This window comes from Nostoc sp. DedQUE12b, assembly GCF_034530835.1.
Lineage (GTDB): Bacteria > Cyanobacteriota > Cyanobacteriia > Cyanobacteriales > Nostocaceae > Nostoc.
Map to the genome: position 1 here is coordinate 58,963 of NZ_JAVRCI010000026.1, position 25,756 is coordinate 84,718.

Consider the following 25,756-nt stretch of genomic DNA (forward strand, 5'->3'; position numbering starts at 1 on the left):
AGATTTTAGATTTTGGATTAAGAGAATTTTAGGGTTTATGGGTTGCCCGTTATGAGCAAAATCCATCTAAAAAACACTCCTCCGTTGCTAACGCTACGCTAGCGTAAATCTAAAATCCAAAATTGTTTGACTTACCACTAGCCTTCTGTACCCTTTTTCTTTGCAGCAGTCGTTGAGGATTTAGCAGTTGACTTAGATTTGGAAGTCGTTGATTTACTCGTTTTGCGAGTCGATTTTCCGGTCGATGCCTTAGCTGCCAACAAACTCAGCGCCGCCGCCAGGGTTACATCTTCTACCGTTTGACCTTCTGGGATACTGACATTAGTTTTGCCATGCTTGATGTAAGGACCATAAGGGCCATCATAGATGTTGATTGTTTCCCCGTCCTCTGGATGCGTACCCAATTCGCGTAAGGCTGCCTTGGTTTTGCTGTTGGTGGAACTGCGTCCCTTTTTGGGTTCAGATAGCAATTCCAATGCACGCTCTAAGCTAATTGCCAATACATTATCAGCAGCTTTCAGGGAGCGGTAGTCTTTTCCCTCTTTACCCTGGTCATGAACCACATAAGGGCCAAACCGTCCCAAACTTGCTTGAATTTTGCCACCAGTAACTGGATGAACTCCTAATGTCCGGGGTAGTGCCAACAGACCAACAGCCATTTCCAGGGTAACGGTTTCTGGAGTGACACCTTTGAGTAAGGAGGCTTGTTTCGGTTTGGGGTTTTCGTCGGTTTTGTCACCCAATTGAACATAAGGTCCGTAAGCACCAATTTTCACATAAATTGGTTCGCCAGTTTCGGGATGGCGACCTACTTGGTCAGGGCCTGTAATTTTTTGCCGCAGCAATACTTCTACCTGTTTGGGGTCGAGGTCAGCTGGTGTCAGGTCTTTGGGAATTGAAGCGGTGATAACTCCTTCACCATTTTCAACTTCAATATAAGGGCCATATTTACCAATGCGGACTTTGGCATCTAGATTCTCTAGTTCTACAGTCCTAGCTTTGGTGGCATCAATTTGACTTTCCTGTTCTTTTACCAGCGTTTCTAGTCCTTTATCTCCCAGATAGAATTTCTGCAAGTAGGGCAGCCATTTTGCTTCACCTGTGGCAATATCATCGAGAGTTTGCTCCATCTTCGAGGTAAAACTGGGATCAACAACGTCCGGGAAATATTTTTCCAACAAGTCGGTGACGGCAAAAGCGGTGAAGGTGGGAATGAGAGCGTTAGTCACCAAATGGGCATAACCCTTGTCGATAATTGTGCCAATGATGCTGGCGTAGGTACTAGGACGACCTATACCTTCGCTTTCTAAGGTTTTCACTAAAGTTGCTTCGGTGTATCTAGCTGGCGGTTGAGTTTCGTGCCCAACGGCTTCTAACTCTGTACAATTTGGATGATCGCCTACTTTCAGATTTGGTAAAATTACTTCCTGGTCTTCCAGTGCTGCTTCTGGGTCATCTGAACCTTCGACGTAGGCACGTAAGTATCCGGGAAATTCAATCCGTTTGCCAGAAGAACGGAATCCAGCGTCCTCGACTTGCAATTGCACAGTAATTTGAGTTTGCCGGGAATCAGCCATTTGACAGGCGACAGTCCGCTTCCAAATCAAATCGTAAACGGCAAGTTCTCGACCGCCCAAACCAGTTTCTTGGGGGGTGCGGAAGGTACTACCTGCTGGACGAATTGCTTCGTGTGCTTCTTGTGCGCCTTTGGATTTAGTGGTGTATTGCCGGGGTTGGGGACTGAGGTATTGTTGACCGTAGAGCTTTTCTACACAACTGCGAGCAGCTGCGATCGCTTGATCTGACAAATGTACCGAATCTGTCCGCATATAGGTAATATACCCTTGCTCGTACAAATTCTGAGCAACCCGCATCGTGTCACGAGCCGAGAGACGCAGTTTCCGGTTAGATTCTTGTTGCAACGTCGAAGTGGTGAACGGTGGCGACGGTTTACGCGTCACTGGGCGTTCTTCGATGTCGTTAACATTCCAGGTTTTCCCAGTTAGGCGTTCCTTGAGGGCTACCGCTTGTTCTTCGTTGAGCAACAAGACATTACGACCTGCGGTAATTTCTCCGGTTGCGGCATCAAAATCACTGCCGTTAGCGATTTTGGTTCCTGCCAATGTTACCAACTGGGCAGCAAAGGGGGTTTTTTCCTTTGACAAACTAGCTTTTAAATCCCAGTACGTACCCTCATGGAAAGCGCGGCGTTGGCGTTCCCTAGTAACTAAAAGCCTCACAGCTACAGATTGCACTCGCCCAGCAGATAATCCCCAGGCGATTTTTTTCCATAGGAGAGGAGAAAGGGTATAGCCCACCAGTCGATCTAAAATCCGCCGGGTTTCTTGAGCGCGAACCAACTGCTCATCGATATTGCGGCAATCTTTCAGAGCTTTTTTGATCGCCTCTTGGGTAATTTCGTGAAACACCATCCGCTTAGTCGGAACTTTCGGCTTCAGTAGTTGGTATAAATGCCAACTAATGCTTTCACCTTCCCGGTCTTCGTCTGTTGCCAGAATCAGTTCATCTACATCTTTAAGGGCATCTTTAAGTTGGGTAACAATTTTCTTTTTGTCTTTCGGGACAACATACACCGGTTCAAAGTCGGCGTCCACATTTACCCCTAGCTGCGCCCATGATTCCCCTTTGACGGCAGCGGGAATTTCACTAGCCGACTGGGGTAGGTCACGCACATGACCCATAGATGCCTCCACCCGATAGCCTGCTGGCAGGTAGTTGCGAATGGTACGAGCTTTGGTTGGAGATTCGACGATGACGAGAGTTGACATGGAAATTTCAATAAAAAGAAGAGCTACTAAGCTAAACAGTCAAATTGAGGTAACTTTTACAAATTGTCAAGATAAATGGTCACGCTTAGGGCGGTGATTTAATCCTCACATAAACTGCCTGCTTGGGAGAAAATCCGCTGAACTTAATGCCCAGTCTGTCCCAGAGGATAAATGAGGATACGCTGGGTGTGAATTTCCAGCTATTTCAATCTTTAACTTATCTAACGCATAATTGGCGACTACAGTTTTCAAAATATTCTTTAATTGGGAAATTGGGCATGGAAGATGAGAAAGCAAGGAACAGGGAGACAGGGAGACAAGGTGACTTGAGTGAGTACTTATAACAAGTCTTTCTCCTTATCCTTCCTCTTCACAATGCCCAATGACCCATGCCCCATGCCCAATGCCCCACTTTAATAAAGCTTGTGCCAAAATTAAACCAAACTTGAGAGGAAAAGCGAAGTAGCATTTATACCTATATCAGGAAAGCAAAACTATGCAACCAATTCGTCAGGGTGATGTTATCTTACTACCTGTGCAGCAGGTTGAAGGACAAAAAATACCTCACTTAACTTTGGCAGAAGGCGAAGTTACGGGGCATAAGCATCGCATTACTGAGGGAAACGCCGAATTATACGAGAAAGATAGCACACTTTATTTACGTGTGTTTTCAGAGTCGGCATTGCTTGCCCATGAGGAGCATAAAGCTATTTTTATTCCCCAAGGTGATTGGATAGTGAAAATTCAACGGGAATACGAGCCTGAAGGTTGGCGATATGTCGCTGATTGAAAAGTTAACGCCTGAGCAAGAGGCTTTGATTCCAGTTTATCGGGAGAAGTGGAGAGCGATCGCGCTTTCGACTGAGCAGATTGATCGTGCAAAAGCAGCCAAGGTGATAAAAGCTGCTTATGTATTTGTGGGATTATCTAAGCCTGAAATTTTATTTTTTGATAGTCCCTATGCTGCTTGGACTGCCATTAATTGTGACTTGAAGAGCAAATTGAAATATAAGTTATATCAGGGATTATGGAAGTTAATTTTTGGTTTGCGTGAGATATATCAATATCTAAATATAGAAATTATTAATAAATTAAGTGCAGAATTTTCTAGCGATGCTCATATTTTATTAAGGCAAGATTCATTGTACTTAGGTCTACCTTTAATAAATGAATTAGATGATACAGAGCAAGATGTCGCATCATTAATAGATTGCTGTATTTCCCCTACAAAAATCCTTCTTAATGGAATTGATAAGGATTTTTGTATTTCAGTGTTAAATTGTACTCATAACTCAAGAAAATGGAATTTATTTCAGGCGATAATTAAGGATTGTGGTTGGATTTTTACATTTGAAAATATTTGTATAGTATGCGATCGCCCCCTTCACCTGCGCTTCGACAATCAAAACCGCCTCCACGCTGAAGGCGAACCCGCCATTGAATTTATTGATGGATATAGCCTTTACTCGTACCACGGCGTAACCTTGCCTGAAAAATACGGTAAAATCTACCCGCAGCAATGGCAATCTCAATGGCTTTTGACAGAGGAAAACGCCGAACTACGCCGAGTGTTAATTCAGGGTATCGGTTACGCTAGAATTTGCGAAGAATTGCAAGCTATTGAATTAGATACTTGGGCTGAATATACACTATTAAAAATTGATGCTGATGTTGATGAAGAAGCAATTTATTTATTAAAAATGACTTGCCCTAGCACAAGCTTTATTCACGCCTTGCGAGTTCCACCTAATATGAACTCAGCGCGTGAAGCAATTCGCTGGATAAATTGGGGTGTAGATCCAGAAAGATTTGGGGTGCAAACATAATTGCTTAAGAGACTTTCCCATTTAGAAATTGTTCAAGTAGATGAAAGTTTTTGATTAGTAAAAATGATTCACACGCTAACACCTGAGCAAGAGGCTTTGATTCCAATTTATCGGGAGAAGTGGAGAGCGATCGCTAAATTTTAAGGTAATGACAATCCATTCATGCTAGATGTCACATTAGCAGAAAGGGCATAGTATATTTATTAAATGCAGTAACTTGAGAGTTAATTATTCATTTTTGAGTAGTACAGTGAAGATACTACCATTTGGATAATTATCTTCAATAGTAATTGAACCAGAATGTGCGTCGATCGCCATTTTGCAGAAAGCCAATCCTAAACCAATTTGCGAAATTTCTGGTATCGGAGTTCCAATTTCATACTTCTCAAAAATGATTTGTCGTAACTCCAGACTTACTCCCGAACCAGAATCAGCGACTTGCACTTTTACACCGCCTGCTGCTAAATACTCTCCCCGTAGGGTAACTTGAGACTTGGACGGGGAGAACTTAATGGCATTGGAGAGCAAATTATCCAGCACTCGACGAAAGATAACTGCATCTACTGCAACAATACCACCAGGTTCGGGTAGTTCGCGTATCAGGGTCAGGTTCTTTTGATTTGCGATCGCCTCAATATCTGCTAATGCTGACATACATAGCGTACAAAGGTCTACTTCTGTGTAGTTGAGAACCATTTTTCCAGATTCCAGCTTTGCCATGATCAGCAAGCTATCGATTAATGATTGCAGTTGTTGTCCAGCAACTAAAATTTGATCGACTTTGCCTTGCTGTTGTTCAGGTGACAAACTTGACAACCGTAGAATCTCTGCGCCTAAAACAATACTGGTAAGTGGATTTCGCAGATCGTGCACAATCATGTTTACCATGTCTTCTCGCAGTTTGAGCAATACTTGCATATTGTCGTACTGCCGCTTAATCCGCAACATAGAGTGAACTCTAGCTCGTAATTCTACACCATTGACTGGTTTACTAATGAAGTCATCTGCACCTGTCGCCAGACATCGAGCCAAATCTTCTTTATCGGTTAATGCTGTCACCATAATGATCGGCACTGCTTGCCATTGTGAATCAGCTTTGATGCGTCGGCAAACTTCCATCCCATCAAGATCGGGCATCATCACATCTAATAAAATCAGATCGGGCTGAAAACTATCGAGGCGATTTAGAGCTTGTTGACCACTAGGAGAGTAGTATAGCTGGTACTTTTCACCATCCAGCAGAGTTTCAACAACATCAAAGTTATCGGGTTCATCATCGATCACTAAAATAGAGGGTTGACTATCCATCGAGAATTTCCGCTACCTTCCTAAAAGTTGTTGAATTGTGGTTACAAGCTGTTTAAGTTTTATGGGTTTGGTCAAATATTCATTAGCCCCAGCGGCTAAACAAGTTTCGCGATCGCCGGGCATAGCTAATGCTGTTAGTGCAATTATGGGAATATGCGCAAATTGGCGATCGTTACGGATGCGGCGGATTGCTTCTAACCCATCCATTCCCGGCATTTGGATGTCCATCACAATTAAGTCGGGGCATTGAACTCTCACAAGGTCAATAGCTTGTTGTCCATTATTTGCCAAAATGATATGATACCCTCGACTTTCAAGATAAGCAGACATCGTATCAATATTTGGTTGATTATCTTCTGCCAGCAAAATCAAAGGATTCTCGAGAAAGACTTCTGGCACTACAATTAAATTTGGCGAGTCAGAACGGGCAGGATGTTGTAGCTTCTCTATAGTTACCTGAAGTTGAGCGCGGGTAATGGGTTTGACCAGATATTCAAATGCTCCCTGAGCCAGTCCTTTGCTATGCTCATCCATAACTGAAATGATGATTGTTGGAATATCTTTGGTTTTTGGGTTGATCTTGAGTTGATTTAGCACCTCCCAACCCGATAGGTTCGGTAGTTGCAGATCGAGAATGATTAGAGCAGGTTGAACTCGCAGCACTTCTTCTACGGCTCCTTCACCTTGAGAATAGATGATGGGTTGCATTCCCATCTCGCGGAAGTAACGAGTAATCTGATCGGCTGCCGCCACAGAATCTTCGATAATCAAAACTTGAGCATTTTCAGCAAGTAAGGGATAGCTGGGTAATGAAGCAGTTACCTGCGTCCTAAGAACATTATTGCTGCTGGTACGGTAGGGAATGCGGACGGTAAAACAACTTCCCTTTCCAACTTCACTGCTAACTAAGACTGTTCCTCCATGTAGGGTAATAATCTTTTGTACCAGTGCCAAACCTAGACCAGTGCCACTGTACTGGCGGTTAAGGCTGCTGTCAAGCTGGATAAAAGGCTGGAACAGCTTGCTAATTTCTTCAGGGGCGATACCAATGCCGGTATCAGTGATATGGAAGCAGAGATTTAGAGAAGATGAGGAAGACAAGGAAGAATTTACTTCCCTTGCTTTCCCTGCCCCCTTGCTCCCCTGCTCCCTGGTCACTGAGCGTAGTCGAAGTGCTGCTCCCCTGCTCCCCTGCCCCTCCAGCCGGACTTCTAGCGTTACAGATCCCCGTTCTGGCGTAAACTTGACAGCGTTACTTAGCAGGTTGATTAGTACTTGGCGCAGGCGGCGATCGTCTACTTGGATGCTGGCAATATTGTCAGAAATATGAGTAATAAGACGAATATTTTTTTTCAAAGCCATCTGTTTGACAAAGGCAAGGCTGGTATCACATAGGCTCCTAACCGAAACATCACTTAGTTGCAGTTCCAGTTTGCCAGATTCAATTTTAGACAAGTCTAGAATGTCGTTGATTAGTTCTAGTAAATGTCTGCCACTGCGTTCAATAGTGGCGATCGCTTTTGCTTGTCTTTCATTAAGGGAACCGAATACACTTTCTTGTAAGCCTTCTGACATACCCAAAATCGCATTGAGAGGTGTTCGCAGTTCATGGCTCATGTTTGCAAGAAATTCATCTTTGAGGCGAGTGGCACGGGCAAGTTCCATATTTGCGTTAGCAAGCTGCTCATTCGTTTGCCGCAATTGTGCTTCGGCTTGTTTGCGTTCTGTGATATCTTCGTGAGATACCAGTATGCCAATCACCTCTCCTACATTATTGGTCAGGGGAACTTTATTAGTTCGTAGCCAGAGTTGTTTGCCATTATCCCCTTCAAATGGCTCCTCATAGCCTAGTTTAGGTGTTTGGGTGTTCATCACCATCGCATCGTCTGCATAGTAGAGGTGTGCTAACTTTGCCCAAGGTAATTCAAAATCGGTCTTGCCGATAATTTCATCGGCTGTCAATTGAAAATCGCGAATAAATGCCGGATTGCAACCGATAAACCGCGATTGGCGGTCTTTCCAAAAAACACGTTGCGGAAATGTATCTAGTACCGTTTGCAGCATTTTGCGTGATTCTTCCAGTTCTTGCGCAGTCTGTTTGCGCTCACGGACATCAAACAGGGTGCTGCGGCTATATAGATAGTTACCCTCAGCATCCTTGACAGCAGTAGCGCTTACCAGCACTGGCAAAATTGTGCCATCTTTACAAACTATGTCAAACTCCAAATTCTTCACCGAACCCTGCTTTTTGAAGCGAGGATAGCTTTGTGCGAAGGACAAGCGACTGGCTGGGGTGAAAAAATTTACCAGGGGTTGGCCAATCATTTCTTCACGGGTATAACCCAACCATTGCAGTTCAGTCTCGTTGACCTTAAGCAATCGACCTTCGCTGTCAAGGGAATGGTAGCCACAAGGGGCATTATTGTATAAATCTTCGACCTCATAGGCATATTTTGCCAATGCCTCTTGTGCCTCTTTCCGTTCGCTGATATCAGCGATCCGGACTAGATGCATGGTACGTCCGGCTACAGTAATCGGCTTGGCTGCAATGTTTCCCCAGAAAATTTTACCCTGAAGAGTAACATATTCAATCTCTAGACTCCAGACACCTTTTAACTGCATATCTCTGACGCTCGCATCTGTTTCGCTGGCGGTGAATGGACGCAGCTGGAGTGTCTGCCCACTGATATTGACTAATTCAGCTTTGTCAACCGCCTCAAACATTTCCACTGCCCGCCGATTGCAATTCAAGGTGAGCAGCGTTTGCGGATCGACCAGAAAGATGGCATCAGCAGATTCGTTAAAAATTGCTTCTTGCAAATCTCGATTGTGGATGAGTTCCTGTTCGGCTTGTTTGCGTTGTGTAATGTCAACATGGCAACCAATCATCCGCAAGGGATTGCCGTCTCGATCCCAGGCAATGACACGACCGGAACAAATGACCCAAACGGTAGAACCATCCTTATGTCGATATCTCACCTCATTGTAATAGGGGATTTGTCCACGACTTTGGATGTGTTGCTCAAAAAGTTGCAGAACACCTGGTAAATCCTCTGGAAAAATCAGGCGTTGCCAGCTCTCTGGTGTATTTGCCAACTCATGATCTTCATAGCCGAACATCTGCTTGAAGGTTAAACTCAAGTATTCCTGATTGCCTGGAATATCCCAGTCCCAGTAACCTGCTAGAACTACCTCGAGTATCTGCTCTAGAAGACGTAATTCAATTTGCAGCATCTGCGTGCGTCGCCGCTCCTCCTCCGAGAGCTTGCGTTCTGTGATATCCATTAGCACGCCCAGCATTTGCAGCAATTGCCCGGTTGCATCGTAAACTCCCCGTCCTTTTGCCGATACCCAATGAATGCTGCCATCTTGCCAGACAACTCGATATTCCACTGCATAATCGGTTTGTGTGGCGATCGCCTGCCTCAATTCTTGCTCAACCCATTCTCGATCCTCTGGATATAAATGATTGGCCCACTTTTCATAAGTCCAATTCACATCACTACTCAAATCGGAACTAAAACAGCGAATTGCGTTCTCACTAGCAAATATTTGATTGGTGATTGGGTTCAACTCCCAATAACCAATACCAGCAAAACTCAGGGTAAGCTTGAGTTTCTCTTCACTGGCTTTGAGAGCTGCTTCTGTCCGTTGGCGTTCTGCTAGTTCTGCCTGTACTTGCTCATCAGAACTTCCCTGTTGAATGGCGATCGCTATTTGCACCGCCAGTTGATCCAACAAATCTAGTTCTACTGATTGCCAATGGCGAGATGCACTACATTGGTGAGCAATTAATAATCCCCATAATCGCTCTTTGACCAAAATAGGTACTACCAAATTGGCTTTGACTTCAAATTGTTCTAGAAGTTGCAAATGACAATTCGTTAAGCCAGCTTGATAAATATCGTCGATTGCTCGTTTTTTCCCTTGGCGATAGTCACTTCCGGTTCCCTTGTAAAAGCAGGTGTCTAAAATCTGCTTTCCCAGAGCCACTGTCCAACCAGGAAGTACTGACTCTGCGACAATTGTACCGCTCATATCCGGCTGAAATTGATAGATAACTACTCTGTCTGCTTTGAGAAACTGCCGCACTTCTGTGGCTGTGGTACGCAGAATCTCTTCTAGTTTCACACACTGACGAATCTGTAAAGCGATCGCAGCAATCAGTTGCTGCTGTTCCCGACTTTGTTCTAACTGTCGAATCAAATCCATCCGTTGAACGGCATGATGAATTGCGCCTTGAAGAACTTCAGGTGTGAGTTTCTTTTTAACCAGATAATCTTGTACACCACTTGTCATCGCACGCACAGCACTGATTTCATCCCCTTGTTCTGTCAGCACAATCACAGCAGTTTGGGTATTGCTATGGCATTCCCGAAATTGCTGAATAAACTTCAGTCCATCCCTATCGGGTAACGCAAAATCTAGTAAAACGATATCTGGTATCTCCTGCTGACAGCATTTCAGTGCTGGCTTTCCCGCCTCAAACTCCAAAAAGCGGTAGGTATACAGGCTGTCTTGCTCCAAAAAGCGACGATATGCTTCTCGATCTTCAGCGCAATCATCAATCAGCAGGATCGTGAGGCAAGAAGGATGACTCATAAGTTAAAAATACAAACGCGATCGCGTTTCAAAAAAATTATACCTTGATATCATCGTGTTAATAGCCTGATGTAACGCTTGGCAATAATCTAGCAGATTTCCCTAACATGATAAGGATTTAGCGCTTTTGTCCGCTTCACGAGCCGTTGTACTACATCGCCTACAACGCTATCAGATGGAGTTTATAATATTGTTTCGTTTAACGTCGTAACTCTTAATCTAAATAAATTCTGGCACAAATGAGCGAAATACTTCTTGTAGTAGACATGCAAAACGGTTTTATGTCTGAGAAATGCAGACATATTATTCCTACTGTTATTAAACTAATTGAGCGATTTCTAGCAGATGGAAAACTCGTTAAGTTCACAAGATTTATCAATACGGCTGATAGTAATTATGTCAAACTAATTCATTGGTCAAGATTGATGCAAGAATCAGAAACGAGCATTATTGATGAACTTCAGCCATATATAAATAATGTTTTTGATAAACATTATTATTCTGCATTTACAGAAAGTTTTTCGAGTTTTATTTTTCTCAATCAAATCAGTAAAATATATCTTTGTGGAATTGCGACTGATAGCTGTATTTTGAAAACAGCAATTGATTCTTTTGAGCGTGGTATTGAACCAGTGATTATCGAGGATGCTTGCTCTAGTCACGGTGGTCAGCAAGCACATAATGCAGGTATTTTTTTGCTGAAGCGTAATATAGGAAAAAACCAAATTAAGATGACTGATGAGATTCTTCAGGAGATGTCATAAGCCTTGTCTTGCATCATCGCTAATATCCTGAAGCTGTTGCGATGCCTACGGTGTCACTGAGCGCAGCCGAAGTGCGGGCTGCGCCTACGCAAGGGTTGGTCTTATAAACGTAGTCCGATGTTTGAAAGCTTAGTCATGAAGAGATTAATAAAATTGGAGCTTTTGTACAATTTAATCGAAAGTTATGCAAAGAACAAGGCTCTGGCTTAGGACTGGCTATTGTTTAGCATATAGTTAAATTATATGGTGGTGAATTGACAATTGCTAGTATTCCTGAAAAAGGAACTACTGTAAGTGTAAGTTTGTCTTGCTAGAGGATGCTGACAAATATCACTACAGTAAAATACAAATTTACAAAATAGTAATTCAAGCAGTAAAGGGAATCTATCTTAATCTGTTAGGGTATTAGTTATATTCCGTAGTTTGAAGTACGCTTTTTCAACACCAGGTTTGGACAACATGACCCTGCAACTGTTGTCCAAACCAAGGTGTATTTTGCGAAAGTGTATAAAGATTTTTCCGTTCGACTTTCCAGGGTTGCTGGGGATCAAATAAAGTAAGTTCTGCTGGTTGATGAGGTACGATCGCACTTACTTTTTGCCCTAAACATTCCGCTGGATTGGTACTCAATGCCCGCCATAATTCTAAAGCTGTAAATTCCTCAGTTTCAACAAGATATTGCCACAGTAAAGGTAATGCTAGCTCTAAACCAATTGCCCCAGCTGGTGCTTCGGCAAAGGCTTGGACTTTTTCTTCGTAGCTGTAGGGTGTGTGATCGATAGCGATCGCATCAATTACACCCGCACGTACCCCTGCACGCAAGGCCGCCATATCACTGGGAGTACCTAAAGGTGGGTCTAAATGCAAGCTGGTGTGATAACTCTTAACTGCTTTGGTATCAAGTAAAAGGTGCATCCAGGTGGTGCTGGCGGTGATCGGTAAAGCAGCCGCCTTAGCTGAAGCAATTAATTCCACGCTGCGAGCTGTAGAGACACGCATGATATGGACTGGTGTGCCGATGGTTGCCACCAATTCAAGCATAGCTGCGATCGCAGTTGTTTCAGCGCTGGCAGGAATTGGGGGTAAACCAAAACGCAGAGCATCTTTCCCTTCTCTCATTACACCATTCGCTGCTAACTGGCGATCGCTAGGCCAAAATGCGACTGGTTTGCCCAAAGGCTGGAGATACTCTAACACTCGCCGCACCAGCGCCAAATTTTCTAAGGGCTTACCATCAGTAAAACCAACAACTCCAGCCGACGCTAAATCTGCCAATTCCGTCATCTGCTTCCCAGCAATATCTACAGTGATCGCACCCCAGATATGAAGCAGGGGAGCAGGGGAGCGGGGGAGCAGGGGAGACAAACTCTTCTCTGCTCCTCGGTCACTGAGCGTAGCCGTTGGCGCAGCCTCTCGTAGAGAAGTGCTGCCCCTCTGCCCCTCTGCCCTCTTCTGCTGCAACTGTGCCACAAGCGCAGGGTTATCAATAACTGGGGATGTATCAGGTAAAATGCTAACTCTAGTAAAGCCGCCAGCAGCAGCAGCTTGTAAGAAAGACAAGAGGGTTTCTCGTTCTTCAAAGCCAGGTTCACCAGAGTGGCTGTACAAATCCACTAATCCAGGGCCGAGAACTAATCCTTGACAATCTCTGATTTGAGTATCGGAAGCGATGTCAGAAATGTGCGAAGCCACTTCTCGGATATAACCATCAGCAATCAGCACATCAAAGAGTTCGTCGATTTCAGAAACAGGGTCAATCACTCGTACTTTTTGCAGCAGTTCAGTCATAAAAGTTTTTAGTTATGAGTTAGGAGTTAAGAGTTAGGAGTTAAGAGTTAGGAGTTAGGAGTTAAGAGTTAGGAGTTATTGGCTCCTCACTCATCACTTCTAACTTTATTCATCACTCATAATTTTTCACTCCTAACTTTATTCCTAACTCCTAACTTCTCACTCCTAACTTTTTCACAAGGCCCCTGCTGCTGTTTTATCTAGTACGCCTCCACCAAAGTGATAGGTGATATTCATCGCTTGCAGTACTGGTAAACCTTCGATGCCAGCAGGGTAGTCGATTACACTGACTGCACCATTACCCTGACGAAAACTCCAGAAGTTTTCCAGCGATAAACCCAGAATGTGACAAAGCAAGGTTTTGTTAGTAGCGTCATGAGCTACTACTAATACAGTTTTGGATTGATTATTTGATGCTGCTTGCAGAATTGATTGCCAAGCTGCAACGCTGCGTTCCCACACCTGTTGCAAGTTCTCGCCTTCAGGCATTTGCACTTGCGTTGGGATCAGCCGCCATCGCTGCAATTCTCCCGGAAACTCTTGTTCTATCTCTGTTTCTAATTTTCCTTCCCAGAGACCATGACTGATTTCTCTTAAACCATCTTGCAATTCTAACTTTACATTAGGATGTTGTTTTAAGATAATCTCTGCTGTTTCTTTCGGGCGCAGCATGGTGCTACTTACAGCAAAATTAATGTCTACGTCTTGAAGAAATTCACCTGCTTTTTGCGACTGTTGTCTACCGTTGTCGTTGAGTGGGACATCAATTTGTCCTTGAAACCTGGTTTGGCGATTCCAGTCGGTTTCACCGTGACGCACTAGTAACAATCTTACTCCTTGATGATCCGGTCGCAATGAGGGTAGAGTTTCTCCGGTGTGTTGCGTCTGATTTAAGGATTCTAGCTGGACTGGTTCGCCCAATCCTCCAGCAAAGTTTAATACGGTGATACCACAGTTAGATTGCTGTATTGAATGGTAGCGACTGGGAGGAATTCCTAACGCTGTGCTAATTAGGGCGCGATTAATTCCGTTATGTCCCACGATCAGAATAGTTTCGCCTTGATGTTGAGACAAAATTTCTTGCCAAAACTGCCGTGCTTGTTCGTATAAAGCAAGAACGGGAAAATGTTCTCTTGTCCCTTGTGCATCATTAAGCAGCATCCGCAGTTCGTCGGGGTGTTGATGCCAAGTACGGTAATCTTCGGCAAATTTTTCTTTTACTTGGGCAGTTAACAGCCCTTCCCATAAAGGCAGGTCGATTTCTAGCAGCAAATCAGAAACTTGGAGTACAGCAGATTGTTCAGTATGAGTAGCTAACTCACTATGGATAATATCTGCTGTATGTTTTGCCCGTTGTAAAGGGCTGCTGTAAATCGCATTAAATAAGATATTGCTGAGGGCTTTGCCTACAAGACTTGCATCATTACGACCTTTTTCGGTTAATGTTGACGCATCAGTGCGTCCTTGGATACGCCGCTCGGTGTTATAACCGCTTTGACCGTGGCGCACAATGATGACACGAGTCATCTCAAAGCCCTCCTCTTATCTTGACGATTAATTTTACTGCAAAACGATTGCATAATTATCGACTCAGGAGGGCGGATTGAGTCTGGTGCAAAATTTTATTCTGGTAGAGGAGGCAATAAAATCGGCTAAAACTGCGATTGTCTGAACGATGTTTTCTAATAAAGCTATTTTGATTTAAGTAAAAAAACAAGACTGAAAATGATGTGGAAATAATTTCGTAATTGTGCCTAGTACAATGTCTAACCTAGTAATGAAAAGTTTGTAGTAAGCACTTTAGTGCTTAAAAAATTCAAGACTAAAGTCCTTACTACGAACTTGTTGACCTTACTAATTGAAACTTTACAGATTATTAGCAAAGATTTTGGGCAACGCATAATTAATTAAAACTACAACGTCAGCCTTTATACTTGCTTATTCTCTCCCTATATCTAACTGTACTTGCAATCCATCATTATCATTGCCTGACTGAGCCGGCGCTAAGAAAACTGAAGTGTCTGGCTGTGATAATGATTCGTTAAAGCGGATTTGAGCTGGAGCTTTATTTTCTGTTCTATTATTGTTGGAAAAACTTGCTGGATTAGTTTGCTCAAAAAAAGTTCTAAAGTCATCTTGGGCTGTTTTGCGATCAATTCCAACTAGAGAATCACCAGTTAATCTGTATTGTCCGGGATTTGGGTTTGATGCTGGTGATTGGGCGTAGACTTGGCTGCCTAAGCTTGCAAAGGCTGCCGTAATCCCCAAGAAAGCAATAACTTTGGCGTTCATTTGTTTTACCCCAATTATTTTTAATATTGCTTGTCTATTATTCTCTGGGAAAAGTATTTTGATTAACTCTATTGTTAGGTTCAACTATAATAATTTTATTGCGTATATACTTAGCGTGTCAATGATTTTTGCTGTTTTAGGGATTAACAAGTTATAACTTTGGCATCTCTTTGAAAGTCGGATTATCTGGTTCAGTTTTTTAGCGATCGCAGTTAAGTTCGTTGAGCTAGTACGCCAACATTAAATTAAGGATATTTAACAGTGGCACAAAAGCGATCGCTTGAGTGAAGCTGTTGAATGACCATCACGACAATTTTTGTTACAATCTGACAAATTTGTTACTAAAATAACAAGTTTAGTTACCATCACTACGATTTTTGTTACAAACATCATAATTTTCGTTACAATATTACAAATTTAGTTACTATCACTACGATTTTTGTTACAAACATCATAGTTTTAGTTGATATTGCTGAGACTATTGTTACAAGCGACACCAATTTCTGTGGATTTTACGCAACCAAAATTACGCTTTGGTAAGGCAAGCTAGCTCTAGAACACCATAAAAAGAACATAATTATGCCTCGTCAAAAGCGTACATATCGCGTTCTAGAAAAAGCTGAATTGAGAATCGCCGGACTCAAAGCAATCGATCCCAGTATGGATTTTGGGGATGCTCGCAACTTGCAAAATGTCGCACAAGTCATTCAGCAATACCGCAGTAAAATAGATGCTTATAATACAACTTTGGCTGTGATTGACTCTTACAAAAACGAGATGAAAGAGTTGGAAAAAACTTTGAGCGATCTGAATGAAAAAATGCTCCTGGGAGTTGCCTTTAAGTACGGTAAAGACAGCCATGAGTATCAGATGGCGGGTGGTGTTCGCAAAAGCGATCGCATCCGTAAAAGCAGAGCAACCCGCTTGAAATCAACTTCAGAAGAAACAGCTATTAAGGATGTTAAAACTGCATAAAAAGCATCCTCAAATTAAAGCTTGTTATTAGCAAGATTTTAGGCATGAGCAGGAGTGCAGCAAAGTAGAACAAGAACTGCTAATCGCTGTCATGCTTGAATTTTGCATCATTTTTTTGTCTAGAACAGCAAAGAAAGCAAAACTTAAGTGATTGTTCTGGTGTGTATTTTACTTTAGTCATCAGAAGCTTTACGTAAATATATTGATGAACCTATAAGTAAATTCAGTAAAATTCGTGAGGTTTAACAGATAATGACTAATTAAAATTACCTTTAAATACAGTCAATATTTGTTCCAATAAACAACTTTGTAATAATACATAAATTGTTTATAAGTAATTATTGTTCAATACAATTTTATCCCCTGATGAGCGACTTAAATAACCAAAAACTAAACCTTAAATTCCATCAGTTGCGTTTACTTCCATATCTAGCAATTGGTTCTCTGATTTTTTATTTAAATTCCTATCTAGATTTAAACTACATAGTTAAAGGATATTTAGTCTTAATGGAATGTCAACTATGTATAATCGTTATTTACTTTTTGACGGCAAAAATCACTAGCAAAACAGATAAATAATCAAAAAAGGTCAAAAAGTTTGGTTGTATTGTATGTCAATAGATATTTATTAGAGTTAATTAAGGAATAAAATACTATGAAGACTAAATCTACAGCAATTATACTTTGCTTTTTTGGTGGCTGGTTAGGAATCCACAAATTTTATTTAGGACAAAATGTAGCAGGTATTTTGTACTTATTGTTTTTTTGGACTTGTATTCCATCTTTAATAGCCTTTGTTGAGTTCTTCATCCTAGTTTTAATGCCAGATCCCGAATTCAATACAAAGTATAATCAAGGCATAGCAAGCGCAGGTGGAGCCGTATCTGCAAAAGATGCAACTAGTGCGCTAGCTGATTTAAAAAATCTTTTTGATTCTGGAATAATTACCGCAGAAGAGTATGAAGAAAAGCGGCAAAAGCTTCTAAAATCTTTGTAAATTAAAATCATCAGTTGATTTACCGTGTCACAATCTAAATCTTGGTTTCAGCAAACTCCTGCTTGGGTATGGTTATCATTAATTCCGACATTGGGAGGATTTGCCATTGCCTATGCAGGTTATAAATCTAAGACTAAAACTTGGGTTGTCATAGGGATTAGCACCTCTGTTTTAGCTTTAGCTTTATCGGCAAATAGTTTAGCATTTCCGATCTGGATGGCTCAAATTGGCGTTGCCTTCTATCTCAAGAAGTCTTATTTAGTCAAAACCTATCCAAAAAATTTACCAATTCCTGAAGAACAAGAGCTAGCAAATTTAGTTGCAAAGACTCGTGATAAAATAGATATTAATGAATGCTCTAAACACGAATTAGTTACTTATTTAGGGCTGCCGATAGTTTATGCAAATAATATTGAATCCTTACTGAATGAAGGATATATTTTTACTCATGTAGAAGAGTTAATAGAAATAGCCGGAATTCCTGAAAAGCAGGTAACTCGAATTACACCGCTAATTACTTTTAGCTACAACTATAAAAAAGAAGCTGATTTTTCTTGGAAACGATTAAACACATATTCAACTGATGAATTAATTACCTGTGGATTAGATGGAGCGATCGCACAACAAATTGTTGCTGAAAGGCAGCAACGAGGTGAGTATAAATCATTGATTGATGTGAAGCAGCGCACTGGATTACCATTTAATACTTATCGTCATATCGCTTAGAGGCTGTTTGCAAAGTCATGATTGATGTATATCAAATATTTTTTTACCCCACCCTAACCCTCCCCTTATAAAGGGAACCGGATTTTCTTGTTTCCCCCCAATACATCGGGGGGATTAAGGGGGGTAATAATTCGATTAAAATTACAACATACCACTTTTAAAACAACCTCTTAGACTTTTTTACCCCACCCTAACCCTCCCCTTATAAAGGGGAGGGAACCGGATTTTCTTGTTTCCCCCCAATACATCGGGGGGATTAAGGGGGGTAATAATTCGATTAAAATTGCAACATATCACTTTTCAAACAACCTCTTAGACTCTCCATTCCTCCGCCTTTTTCCAAGGAAGTTTGACAGTAAATCGACTACCTTTACCTAACTGACTTTCGGCGTGGACAGTTCCACCGTGCAACTCGACAATTTTTTGCACCATCACCAATCCTAAACCACTGCCTGGAGAACGATGGTTAGAGGCAGTTTCAACTTGCACAAAAGGTTGAAATAATTTAAAAAGATCATCAGAAAGCATCCCAATACCAGTATCTACCACACTGATAAAGATATATTCATTGGTAGAACTTGGCTGGACTTCAATCCAAACTTCGCCTCCTTCTTTAGTAAACTTGATCGCATTACTCAACAAGTTGATAAATACTTGGCGAATACGGCGTTCATCGACTTGGATGGGTTCGAGTTCTTCAGGTATTTGTGCCCTCAAACGGATATTTTTCTGGAAGGCTAAATCTTTGACAAAACTCAAGCAGAAGTCACATATTCCCTGAATCGAAGTGGCAGCTAATTGCAGTTCTATCTTGCTGGATTCGGTGTCAGTAACGTCAAGGATTCGGTTAATTAATTCTAGTAGATCCTTACCGCTAGATTCGAGCATATCTAGCGATTGGCGCTGTTCTTCACTCACAGGGCCGTACACTTGATCTTTGAGTGCCTCTGTGATTCCCAAAATTGAGTTTAAAGGATTTCTCAGATCGTGGTTGATGTTTACTAAAAAGGTTCTTCTAGCACGATTTGCGACTTCGGCGCTTTCTTTAGCCTCACGTAGCGCGGATTCTGCGCGTTTGCGATCGCCTACTTCTAAAGTTAGAGCGACAATTTCCGCGATTGCTCTAATAAAGTTTTGCTCGCTCTGTTCCCATTTCCGAGGAATATCAACCTGTTCAGACAATATTGTTCCCACCATTTTCCCCCCAACCCAAAGACTGGTATCAATTAAGGAGACAATATTATTTGGTTCGAGCAATTTATCCCATAATTCTTGTACCCGTGGATCGGTGCGAGTGTCGGAGGCGGCAATAGTACCAGAAGCTAATAGGGCTTTAAAGTAGATGAAATAATCTGCAAGATTACGTTCTAAACCTGCCGAATGTTTCTGATTGCTACGTTCATAGAGGCTTATGCATTGTAGCTTGGTGCGTTGGCGCAGCCCGCCGTCGTCATCGCTATTGAATAACCATACACTCACTCGTTCTACTTCTAAGGCATTGGCTGCTTTTTCTGTGATGACTTTGAATGCTGTTTCCAGATTTCCTTCAAAAATCGCTTTGTGATTTGCCAGTTCTGTTAGTACTTGATGATGCTGGGCTAGTTTTTGCTCACTGTTAATGCGTTCTTCAACCTTGTGCTGTAATTCTTGAGTTCGCTGCTTAACTTGCAGTTCTAAGTCTTCATTTTTGCTAATCAGTGTAGTAAAGGTTTTGCGTAAACTTTGCGCCATTTCATTAAAAGATCCAGCCAGCACCTCTAATTCTTTAATGCCTTGTACTTTTACCACTGAGTCTTCGCTGTTGGTAAAATCAGTTAAATCTTTTGTCGCCCTGCTGAAGTGCAAAATTGGCACAGTAATCCACCGGGCGGTGACAATCCCCAATATAATCGCTAGTCCCAATGTTCCCAAACAGAGAAAAATTGTAGTTTGAATGTTGCGATTAATTTGCCCCATAAAGTCTGCTTCTGGGACAGCCACAATAATCAACCAGTTGACATTTTGTTCGCCCTCGAAGGGTCTAACTTCTAAAAATTGTCGTTTGCCGTCAAAGGAAAAATCTAGTTGCTGTAAAGTTTGAATTTGGTCAAAGTTATTAAATTTAGTTTTTAAGTATTTAGCGGTTGCTTGAGTCAAAGAATTCCCGCTCTGGGAAGCTTTCAACCTAATAGGTTTACCATTTTGGAAGCGGAATGGTTCTTCAGTTGTAGAACTTGCAACTAATAGCCCCGATCGCTCGATAATAAAAATTTGCCCAGACTTGCCAACTTTGATGTTTTGCAGCAAATCCCCAATTTGGGATAGGTGAGTGAGAGTGCTGTTGACTCCGAGTAGTTCACCTTGGGAGTTATAGATGGGAAGAGAAGCACTAATTAAAAGTGTTGGTTCAGTGCGGGGTGTAAAAATCTGACTAAAGCTGAATTTTTTAGCGGTAACTGCTGTGAGATAATCAGGAAGCGATCGCGCATCATAGTTTTTGATTACCTCTGGTAGTTGAGTACGTTCACCTTGAGAGTCAATTCTGTAAGTATAGAGATCGTACCCAGTTGACTTTCCAGCTTTTCTGAGTAAAGATTGGCGATCGTTGAGCTTCTCTACCGCTAGATACTCTTGCTGTTCATTGCTTGCAGCTATTGCCAAAGCATCTGGAAAAATCTTTAACTGCTCTATTAAGTATGACTCCCAGGTTGCCAGATTTTCTATGTTCAGCAACCCCATATTAATGAGATTTTGATTACTGCGTAATACCTGACGCGGCGTTGCCAAATAAGTTTGCAAATTCTGCTCGACTCGATTGGCAACTTCATGACGCAATTCGCTAGCTACCTCATTGACTGCCTTTTGCCCATTGTGGATTGATAAGTATGCAGTCAATCCCACAGCTAGCAGAATTTGCAGCACAAACAACGCTACCAAAATGCGATTTAGAGCTACGCCTTTAAACAGGGAAAAAACATTATCTTGCCCAGTATTTTTATTCATCTGCCCACTTCCCCTTCCTGTCCTGTAGTACTGAGTACAACACCTCTAGTTTGCTGTCCTGTGGGCCTATGTATGGTTTGTACTCGGTCGGATCAAGTGCCAATATACCATTTCTGGTAAAAGAACAAAACGTTACATAACTGCACCTGTAAATTTTACCAGCCAAAAATATGACTAACGTCTATCACAAAGACAAAGACGCGATTTATCGCGTCTGGCATTTTTGAATAAATCTAACTGTAGACAGATGAAATTTGAAACGCTACTGTTATCAATAGCGTGTTTTTTGGCGTTCAGGCTATCTTCTAGTTTAGGCGCTAAAGAAAAGGAGTTAATCATTTAAATATTGCTCCTAATTTTACTGCATCCTGCCCACAACCAGCCCAAGACATAGGTTTTATCACTCATGCTGAACGTATCCACTCACAATTCTCAACAAAATCAGCAATTAATTGACAATACTGACTGGAACGTTATTGAAACGGAGTTTAATCCGACGCAGTTACATCATAAAGAAACTGTTTTCACTCTTGGTAATGGGTTATTAGGAGTGCGGGGTACATTTGAGGAAGAATATCCCCAAGATTTTCCAGGCGTACTCATCCACGGTGTTTATGATGATGTGATAATTACTCATACCGAACTGGTAAACTGTCCCAACTGGCTGCCATTGGTGGTGAAAGTAGCAGGCGAACGCTTTAGTATGGACAGTGGTGAAATTCTCAACTACGAACGTCGGCTTGATTTACGCTTAGGTTTAGTTAGCCGTGATGTGCGGTGGCGTAGTCCTAATGGTCATACTCTAGATTTTCACTTCGAGCGTTTCGCCAGTTTAGCAGACCAACACGTTTTGGCGATTCGCGCTCAAATTACATCGGTAGACTTTGAGGGTGAAATTACCGTTGAAGCTGGATTTGACAGCGAACCACATACCCAAGGCGTCAAACATTGGCGAACTTTAAATCAAGGTGGCATAAATCAGATTATTTGGTTAAACAGTACAACTCTTCACTCAAATATTCAACTTGGGATGGCAGCTAAGTTAGTGGTAGATGGTGATGAGACTGCACCCGTGAGCGTCGAAAATACTTCTGCTTCTCCCACTTTGACAACCACTTTAGAGTTATATCCCGGAAAAACGGTAACTGTAGAAAAAATTGTCACCCTGTTTACTTCACGAGAGACAGAAATCCCCATTGCTGCCGCCTTAGAAAGACTTGCTGAAGAACCGAGATATACTACTTTATTGGCAGCTCACATTACTGCATGGGAGCAAGTGTGGCAAGACAGTGACATTATTATAGAAGGCGATCGCTTGGCTCAATTGAGCGTCCGTTACAATCTCTTTCAATTACTAGCTGTAACGCCGCGTCACGACAGTCGGGTAAGCATTCCTGCCAAAGCTCTCTCTGGTTTTGCTTATAGCGGACATATCTTTTGGGATACAGAGATATTCATCCTACCTTTCCTCACCTTAACTCAACCAGCTCTAGCACGTAACTTGCTCACCTACCGTTACCACACCCTACCAGGAGCCAGACGCAAAGCTCAAGAAGCCGGTTATCAAGGAGCGATGTATGCTTGGGAAAGTGCTACTACTGGCAATGAAGTAACTCCGCGTTGGGTTCCAGCTGCCAACGGTGAATTAATCCGCATCTGGTGCGGTGACATTGAAGTGCATATCACCGCAGATATCGCTTATGCAATTTTGCACTACTGGCAGACTACCAACGATGATGACTGGATGCGCGATTATGGCGCAGAAATTATTCTTGATACGGCTGTTTTCTGGGAAAGTCGGGTGCAGTGGAACCAAGAGCGCCACAGCTATGACATCCTAGATGTAATTGGCCCCGATGAATATCACGATCGCGTCGATAATAATGCCTTCACTAATCTCATGGTACAGTGGCATTTGCAGTCAGCTTTGGGGCTGTGGGATTGGCTCAAACAAGCTTACCCTGAAACCTCGGCACAATTGGTGCAAAAACTCAACTTAACCACAGAGCGTCTACACCACTGGGCAGAAATTCAAGAGCGTCTATTTGTCAATGAAGATGCTCAAACTGGTTTAATTGAGCAATTTGAAGGCTTTTTCCAGCTAGAAGACGTTAACCTTGCTGATTACGAACCGCGCAGCAAATCTCTACAAGGTTTGTTGGGAATTGAAGCTACCAGCCAAAAGCAGATTCTCAAACAGCCAGATGTATTGATGCTCTTGTATTTACTGCGCGAACGTTATGACCATCAAACTCTCGCCACCAACTGGGACTATTACACCCAACGCACCGACCACAGTTATGGTTCTTCATTAGGCCCAGCCATTAACGCTATTTTAGCTTGCGACCTCAATCAACCAACTGAAGCTTATACACACTTTCTGCGATCGGCCTTGGTAGACTTAGAGGATGTGAGACTGAACGCCGCCGAAGGAATTCACGCCGCCAGTGCTGGAGGAGTATGGCAAGCAGTAGTTTTTGGGTTTGGCGGCATTCGCATGACTCAATTTGGCCCCATTGCTTGTCCCAATCTACCACCCAACTGGACGCGTTTGAAGTTTCGCCTGCAATGGCGTAACGAGTGGTATGACTTTGACTTAGGAACTGAAACAGAAGTTAAAGTTCCCACCTTGGCAGATACACGCTCGAAAATTGTCTAATATCATGTCCGTATAATTAGTTATGATTTCCACAGTCATTGCACCCCACCCCCAGCCCCTCCCCGCTCTTCGGGAGGGGAGACAAAGCATAGCTTTGGCGGGGTGGGGTTCTTCGGGTTTAATAAGTAATCAAGCGGACATGATATGACTGGGCTATATCGAAATAGTAGTCCACGCAGGTGGACTTTGGTTTGTGTAGCTGGCGACTTCCAGTCGCCCAATACTTTTAAAACTCCACTTTTAGAGGAAAAATTGCGGTGAAAGTAGAGCCAACACCTACCTGCGAGGCTAGGTTAATTTGACCTTGCAATAGTTTTACCAACCGTGAAACGATCGCTAATCCCAATCCTGTACTATCAGGAAGATAGGGGCGATCGCTAGAACTGACGCGAAAGTAAGGTTCAAATATCTGGGCTTGGTTTTCGGGAGCAATGCCAACTCCAGTATCAGAAACTGCGATCGCCCATCTTTGATTCTCCAACACCTGACACATGATAATAATAGTCCCCAACTCTGTATAACGAATTGCATTACTAATAAGATTTGTAATAATCTGTTGTAATTGAAAAGAGTCTGTAATTAGCTTTTCGGGAGCGCGATCGCAATCGACAACGATTTGTAAATTTTTTCCCGCAGCTAAAGGTTCCAACATTTGACAGACATTATCGATTAATTCCCGCACATTGGTAGGCGCTAATTGGATTTTTATCTGTCCTGCTTCATAGCGGGAAAGTTCTAGTACATCATTGATTAAATGGAGTAACTGTCTACCATTGCGTAGTACCCGCTCAATATGTTCTAAATTAGAATAGTTATCTTTTATATCAGCCTTTCGTCGTTGTTGGCGTAAAAACAGATCGGAATAACCAATAATAGAAGTTAGAGGATGTTTTAATTCGTGGGCTAATTGGGAAAGATACTCTTGATTGGCGCTAATTAACCGCGTAAGTTCCTCATTATGGAGCGTTAGTGATGCTTGCAACTGCTGTAAGTCCCGCAAGCGTTCCTCAACATAACTCTTAAAACATCGAGCGATCGCTTCGTCTATAATAGCGTCAATCAAACGCATGGAACGAATTATCTCTGACGGGATTCCCTCTAATAAATCTGGTTGTAGAGCATCAAATATTACTGTTCGTAGCAGATGATATTCTCTGGCAATTTCTGCTGGATCAAAGCCTTGTTCGGCTCGAATCGCTCCATGTTGAAAACTGGCAGTAACTATTGACTGAATATCATTATCCTGATGTTTTGAAAGCACTGTCACCATTGCTTTCAAAACATCAGGGATGTGATCCTTTACCGCTGTGTAAGATAGGTCATCAGCACTTTCAATCCGTCTATCCTTACGAACTGCTAGAATCCATTTATCGAGGATGGTATCCGTTTTTTCAGCCAGTACTTGACTAAAATCCATTATGTTAAATATCAGCTAGGAGATAGATGAGTAAACTTCCATATCCAATTAGTTTAGCGAGTGCAGTGGGTTTTTACCAAATTTAACAATTTAGTTCACCTACCAAAAGGAATAAATTATACATATTATTTTGTTTACTAATTAAGTAGTTGTGCATAAAATTTTACAAATATATTTGTTTTCTATTAAAAAATATTAATTAAGCACGTAACATTTTTAATACTTGGCTTGACTATCTTGTTTAGCTGTCTGTTTGAGGAGTTAACTCACACCACAACTAAATACGTAGATTATATTTGTTACTAGTAACCAGTCAAAAATGCTTAATTCAAGTATTAAAATAAACAATATTTTTCAGAAGATAGATGGCTTTTACTGAGCATCGATGTTATATTGTGCATAATTTAGTATCCATTAGAGTAAGTCAGCCTAATTCAGCGTGTCACAGTGCATAACGCTGGAGCGGAGGAACCAAATTGTGGGGCGTATCTCATAGAAAGTGAGGAGTTAAAAGTGAGAAGTGAAGAGTTAACTCAGCACTCAGCACTCGGTACTCAGCACTCTAAAAAGAAGGGTATCTCTCAGCCCTAGCCCGTCAGCTAACTTCGTAGGCATTGAGAGGAGACTGAAG

15 protein-coding genes and 1 riboswitch are annotated in these 25,756 nt (G+C 42.1%); of the genes, 7 read left to right on the plus strand and 8 right to left on the minus strand.

Annotated features, from left to right (window positions below; genetic code table 11):
- Window positions 1–137: 137 nt before the first annotated feature.
- A complete protein-coding gene (gene topA / locus RMY16_RS15285; RefSeq protein WP_322737090.1) occupies window positions 138–2,789 on the minus strand; it encodes a type I DNA topoisomerase in 2,652 nt (883 codons plus the stop codon).
- Window positions 2,790–3,285: 496 nt separating this feature from the next.
- Here topA and RMY16_RS15290 point away from each other — a divergent pair, with 496 nt between their 5' ends.
- Window positions 3,286–3,579, plus strand: a complete 294-nt coding sequence (locus RMY16_RS15290; RefSeq protein WP_322737092.1) for a hypothetical protein — start codon at window positions 3,286–3,288, stop codon at window positions 3,577–3,579.
- On the plus strand, window positions 3,566–4,615 hold the full coding sequence (locus RMY16_RS15295) for a DUF6745 domain-containing protein (protein ID WP_322737094.1): 1,050 nt from the start codon (window positions 3,566–3,568) through the stop codon (window positions 4,613–4,615). Before RMY16_RS15290 ends, RMY16_RS15295 begins: the two co-directional genes overlap by 14 nt.
- Before the next feature lie 228 nt (window positions 4,616–4,843).
- On the opposite strand, the gene RMY16_RS15300 is transcribed toward RMY16_RS15295, so the two are convergent.
- Window positions 4,844–5,923, minus strand: coding sequence for a hybrid sensor histidine kinase/response regulator (locus tag RMY16_RS15300; protein ID WP_322737096.1), 1,080 nt, complete (start codon window positions 5,921–5,923; stop codon window positions 4,844–4,846).
- Window positions 5,924–5,935: 12 nt separating this feature from the next.
- Window positions 5,936–10,525 (minus strand): PAS domain S-box protein, encoded by a 4,590-nt coding sequence (locus RMY16_RS15305; protein ID WP_322737098.1) that lies wholly within the window; start codon window positions 10,523–10,525, stop codon window positions 5,936–5,938.
- Between the two features lie 239 nt (window positions 10,526–10,764).
- Between RMY16_RS15305 and RMY16_RS15310 the strand changes: the two genes are divergently transcribed.
- Window positions 10,765–11,289, plus strand: a complete 525-nt coding sequence (locus RMY16_RS15310; RefSeq protein ID WP_322667996.1) for an isochorismatase family cysteine hydrolase — start codon at window positions 10,765–10,767, stop codon at window positions 11,287–11,289.
- Between the two features lie 438 nt (window positions 11,290–11,727).
- Here the strand turns inward: RMY16_RS15310 and RMY16_RS15315 are convergent, their stop codons facing one another.
- From RMY16_RS15315 to RMY16_RS15325, 3 genes are all read right to left on the minus strand, one after another.
- Complete coding sequence (locus RMY16_RS15315; protein WP_322737100.1) at window positions 11,728–13,077, minus strand: dihydroorotase; 1,350 nt, start codon at window positions 13,075–13,077, stop codon at window positions 11,728–11,730.
- 174 nt (window positions 13,078–13,251) lie between these two features.
- Entirely contained in the window at window positions 13,252–14,604 is a 1,353-nt protein-coding gene (locus RMY16_RS15320; protein WP_322737102.1) for a histidine phosphatase family protein, read from the minus strand.
- Window positions 14,605–15,015: 411 nt separating this feature from the next.
- Window positions 15,016–15,369: a hypothetical protein gene (locus RMY16_RS15325; RefSeq protein ID WP_322737104.1), complete on the minus strand. Its 354-nt coding sequence runs from the start codon at window positions 15,367–15,369 to the stop codon at window positions 15,016–15,018.
- Between the two features lie 579 nt (window positions 15,370–15,948).
- Here RMY16_RS15325 and RMY16_RS15330 point away from each other — a divergent pair.
- The 3 genes from RMY16_RS15330 to RMY16_RS15340 all read left to right on the plus strand — a co-directional run bounded on the left by RMY16_RS15330 (window position 15,949) and on the right by RMY16_RS15340 (window position 18,067).
- Complete coding sequence (locus RMY16_RS15330; RefSeq protein WP_322668000.1) at window positions 15,949–16,344, plus strand: hypothetical protein; 396 nt, start codon at window positions 15,949–15,951, stop codon at window positions 16,342–16,344.
- 655 nt (window positions 16,345–16,999) lie between these two features.
- Window positions 17,000–17,341: an NINE protein gene (locus RMY16_RS15335; protein WP_322668001.1), complete on the plus strand. Its 342-nt coding sequence runs from the start codon at window positions 17,000–17,002 to the stop codon at window positions 17,339–17,341.
- Window positions 17,342–17,365: 24 nt separating this feature from the next.
- Window positions 17,366–18,067: a helix-hairpin-helix domain-containing protein gene (locus RMY16_RS15340; protein ID WP_322737106.1), complete on the plus strand. Its 702-nt coding sequence runs from the start codon at window positions 17,366–17,368 to the stop codon at window positions 18,065–18,067.
- A 312-nt stretch (window positions 18,068–18,379) separates the two neighbouring features.
- Here RMY16_RS15340 and RMY16_RS15345 read toward each other — a convergent pair whose 3' ends face one another.
- Window positions 18,380–21,049, minus strand: a complete 2,670-nt coding sequence (locus tag RMY16_RS15345; RefSeq protein WP_322737107.1) for an ATP-binding protein — start codon at window positions 21,047–21,049, stop codon at window positions 18,380–18,382.
- 406 nt (window positions 21,050–21,455) lie between these two features.
- Between RMY16_RS15345 and RMY16_RS15350 the strand changes: the two genes are divergently transcribed.
- A complete protein-coding gene (locus RMY16_RS15350) occupies window positions 21,456–23,708 on the plus strand; it encodes a glycoside hydrolase family 65 protein (protein ID WP_322737109.1) in 2,253 nt (750 codons plus the stop codon).
- A 226-nt stretch (window positions 23,709–23,934) separates the two neighbouring features.
- Here the strand turns inward: RMY16_RS15350 and RMY16_RS15355 are convergent, their stop codons facing one another.
- The gene (locus RMY16_RS15355) at window positions 23,935–25,125 is read right to left on the minus strand and encodes a sensor histidine kinase (protein WP_322737111.1); all 1,191 of its coding nucleotides are present in this window, start codon (window positions 25,123–25,125) and stop codon (window positions 23,935–23,937) included.
- Window positions 25,126–25,541: 416 nt separating this feature from the next.
- A riboswitch (cyclic di-AMP (ydaO/yuaA leader) is annotated at window positions 25,542–25,754 on the plus strand.
- The last annotated feature ends 2 nt before the right edge of the window (window positions 25,755–25,756 follow it).

Excerpts from the sequence above, each read along its gene's own strand:
- topA (WP_322737090.1), bottom strand. The coding sequence starts at position 2,789 with ATGTCAACTCTCGTCATCGTCGAATCTCCAACCAAAGCTCGTACCATT.
- RMY16_RS15290 (WP_322737092.1), top strand. The coding sequence starts at position 3,286 with ATGCAACCAATTCGTCAGGGTGATGTTATCTTACTACCTGTGCAGCAG.
- RMY16_RS15295 (WP_322737094.1), top strand. The coding sequence starts at position 3,566 with ATGTCGCTGATTGAAAAGTTAACGCCTGAGCAAGAGGCTTTGATTCCA.
- RMY16_RS15300 (WP_322737096.1), bottom strand. The coding sequence starts at position 5,923 with ATGGATAGTCAACCCTCTATTTTAGTGATCGATGATGAACCCGATAAC.
- RMY16_RS15305 (WP_322737098.1), bottom strand. The coding sequence starts at position 10,525 with ATGAGTCATCCTTCTTGCCTCACGATCCTGCTGATTGATGATTGCGCT.
- RMY16_RS15310 (WP_322667996.1), top strand. The coding sequence starts at position 10,765 with ATGAGCGAAATACTTCTTGTAGTAGACATGCAAAACGGTTTTATGTCT.
- RMY16_RS15315 (WP_322737100.1), bottom strand. The coding sequence starts at position 13,077 with ATGACTGAACTGCTGCAAAAAGTACGAGTGATTGACCCTGTTTCTGAA.
- RMY16_RS15320 (WP_322737102.1), bottom strand. The coding sequence starts at position 14,604 with ATGACTCGTGTCATCATTGTGCGCCACGGTCAAAGCGGTTATAACACC.
- RMY16_RS15325 (WP_322737104.1), bottom strand. The coding sequence starts at position 15,369 with ATGAACGCCAAAGTTATTGCTTTCTTGGGGATTACGGCAGCCTTTGCA.
- RMY16_RS15330 (WP_322668000.1), top strand. The coding sequence starts at position 15,949 with ATGCCTCGTCAAAAGCGTACATATCGCGTTCTAGAAAAAGCTGAATTG.
- RMY16_RS15335 (WP_322668001.1), top strand. The coding sequence starts at position 17,000 with ATGAAGACTAAATCTACAGCAATTATACTTTGCTTTTTTGGTGGCTGG.
- RMY16_RS15345 (WP_322737107.1), bottom strand. The coding sequence starts at position 21,049 with ATGAATAAAAATACTGGGCAAGATAATGTTTTTTCCCTGTTTAAAGGC.
- RMY16_RS15350 (WP_322737109.1), top strand. The coding sequence starts at position 21,456 with ATGCTGAACGTATCCACTCACAATTCTCAACAAAATCAGCAATTAATT.
- RMY16_RS15355 (WP_322737111.1), bottom strand. The coding sequence starts at position 25,125 with ATGGATTTTAGTCAAGTACTGGCTGAAAAAACGGATACCATCCTCGAT.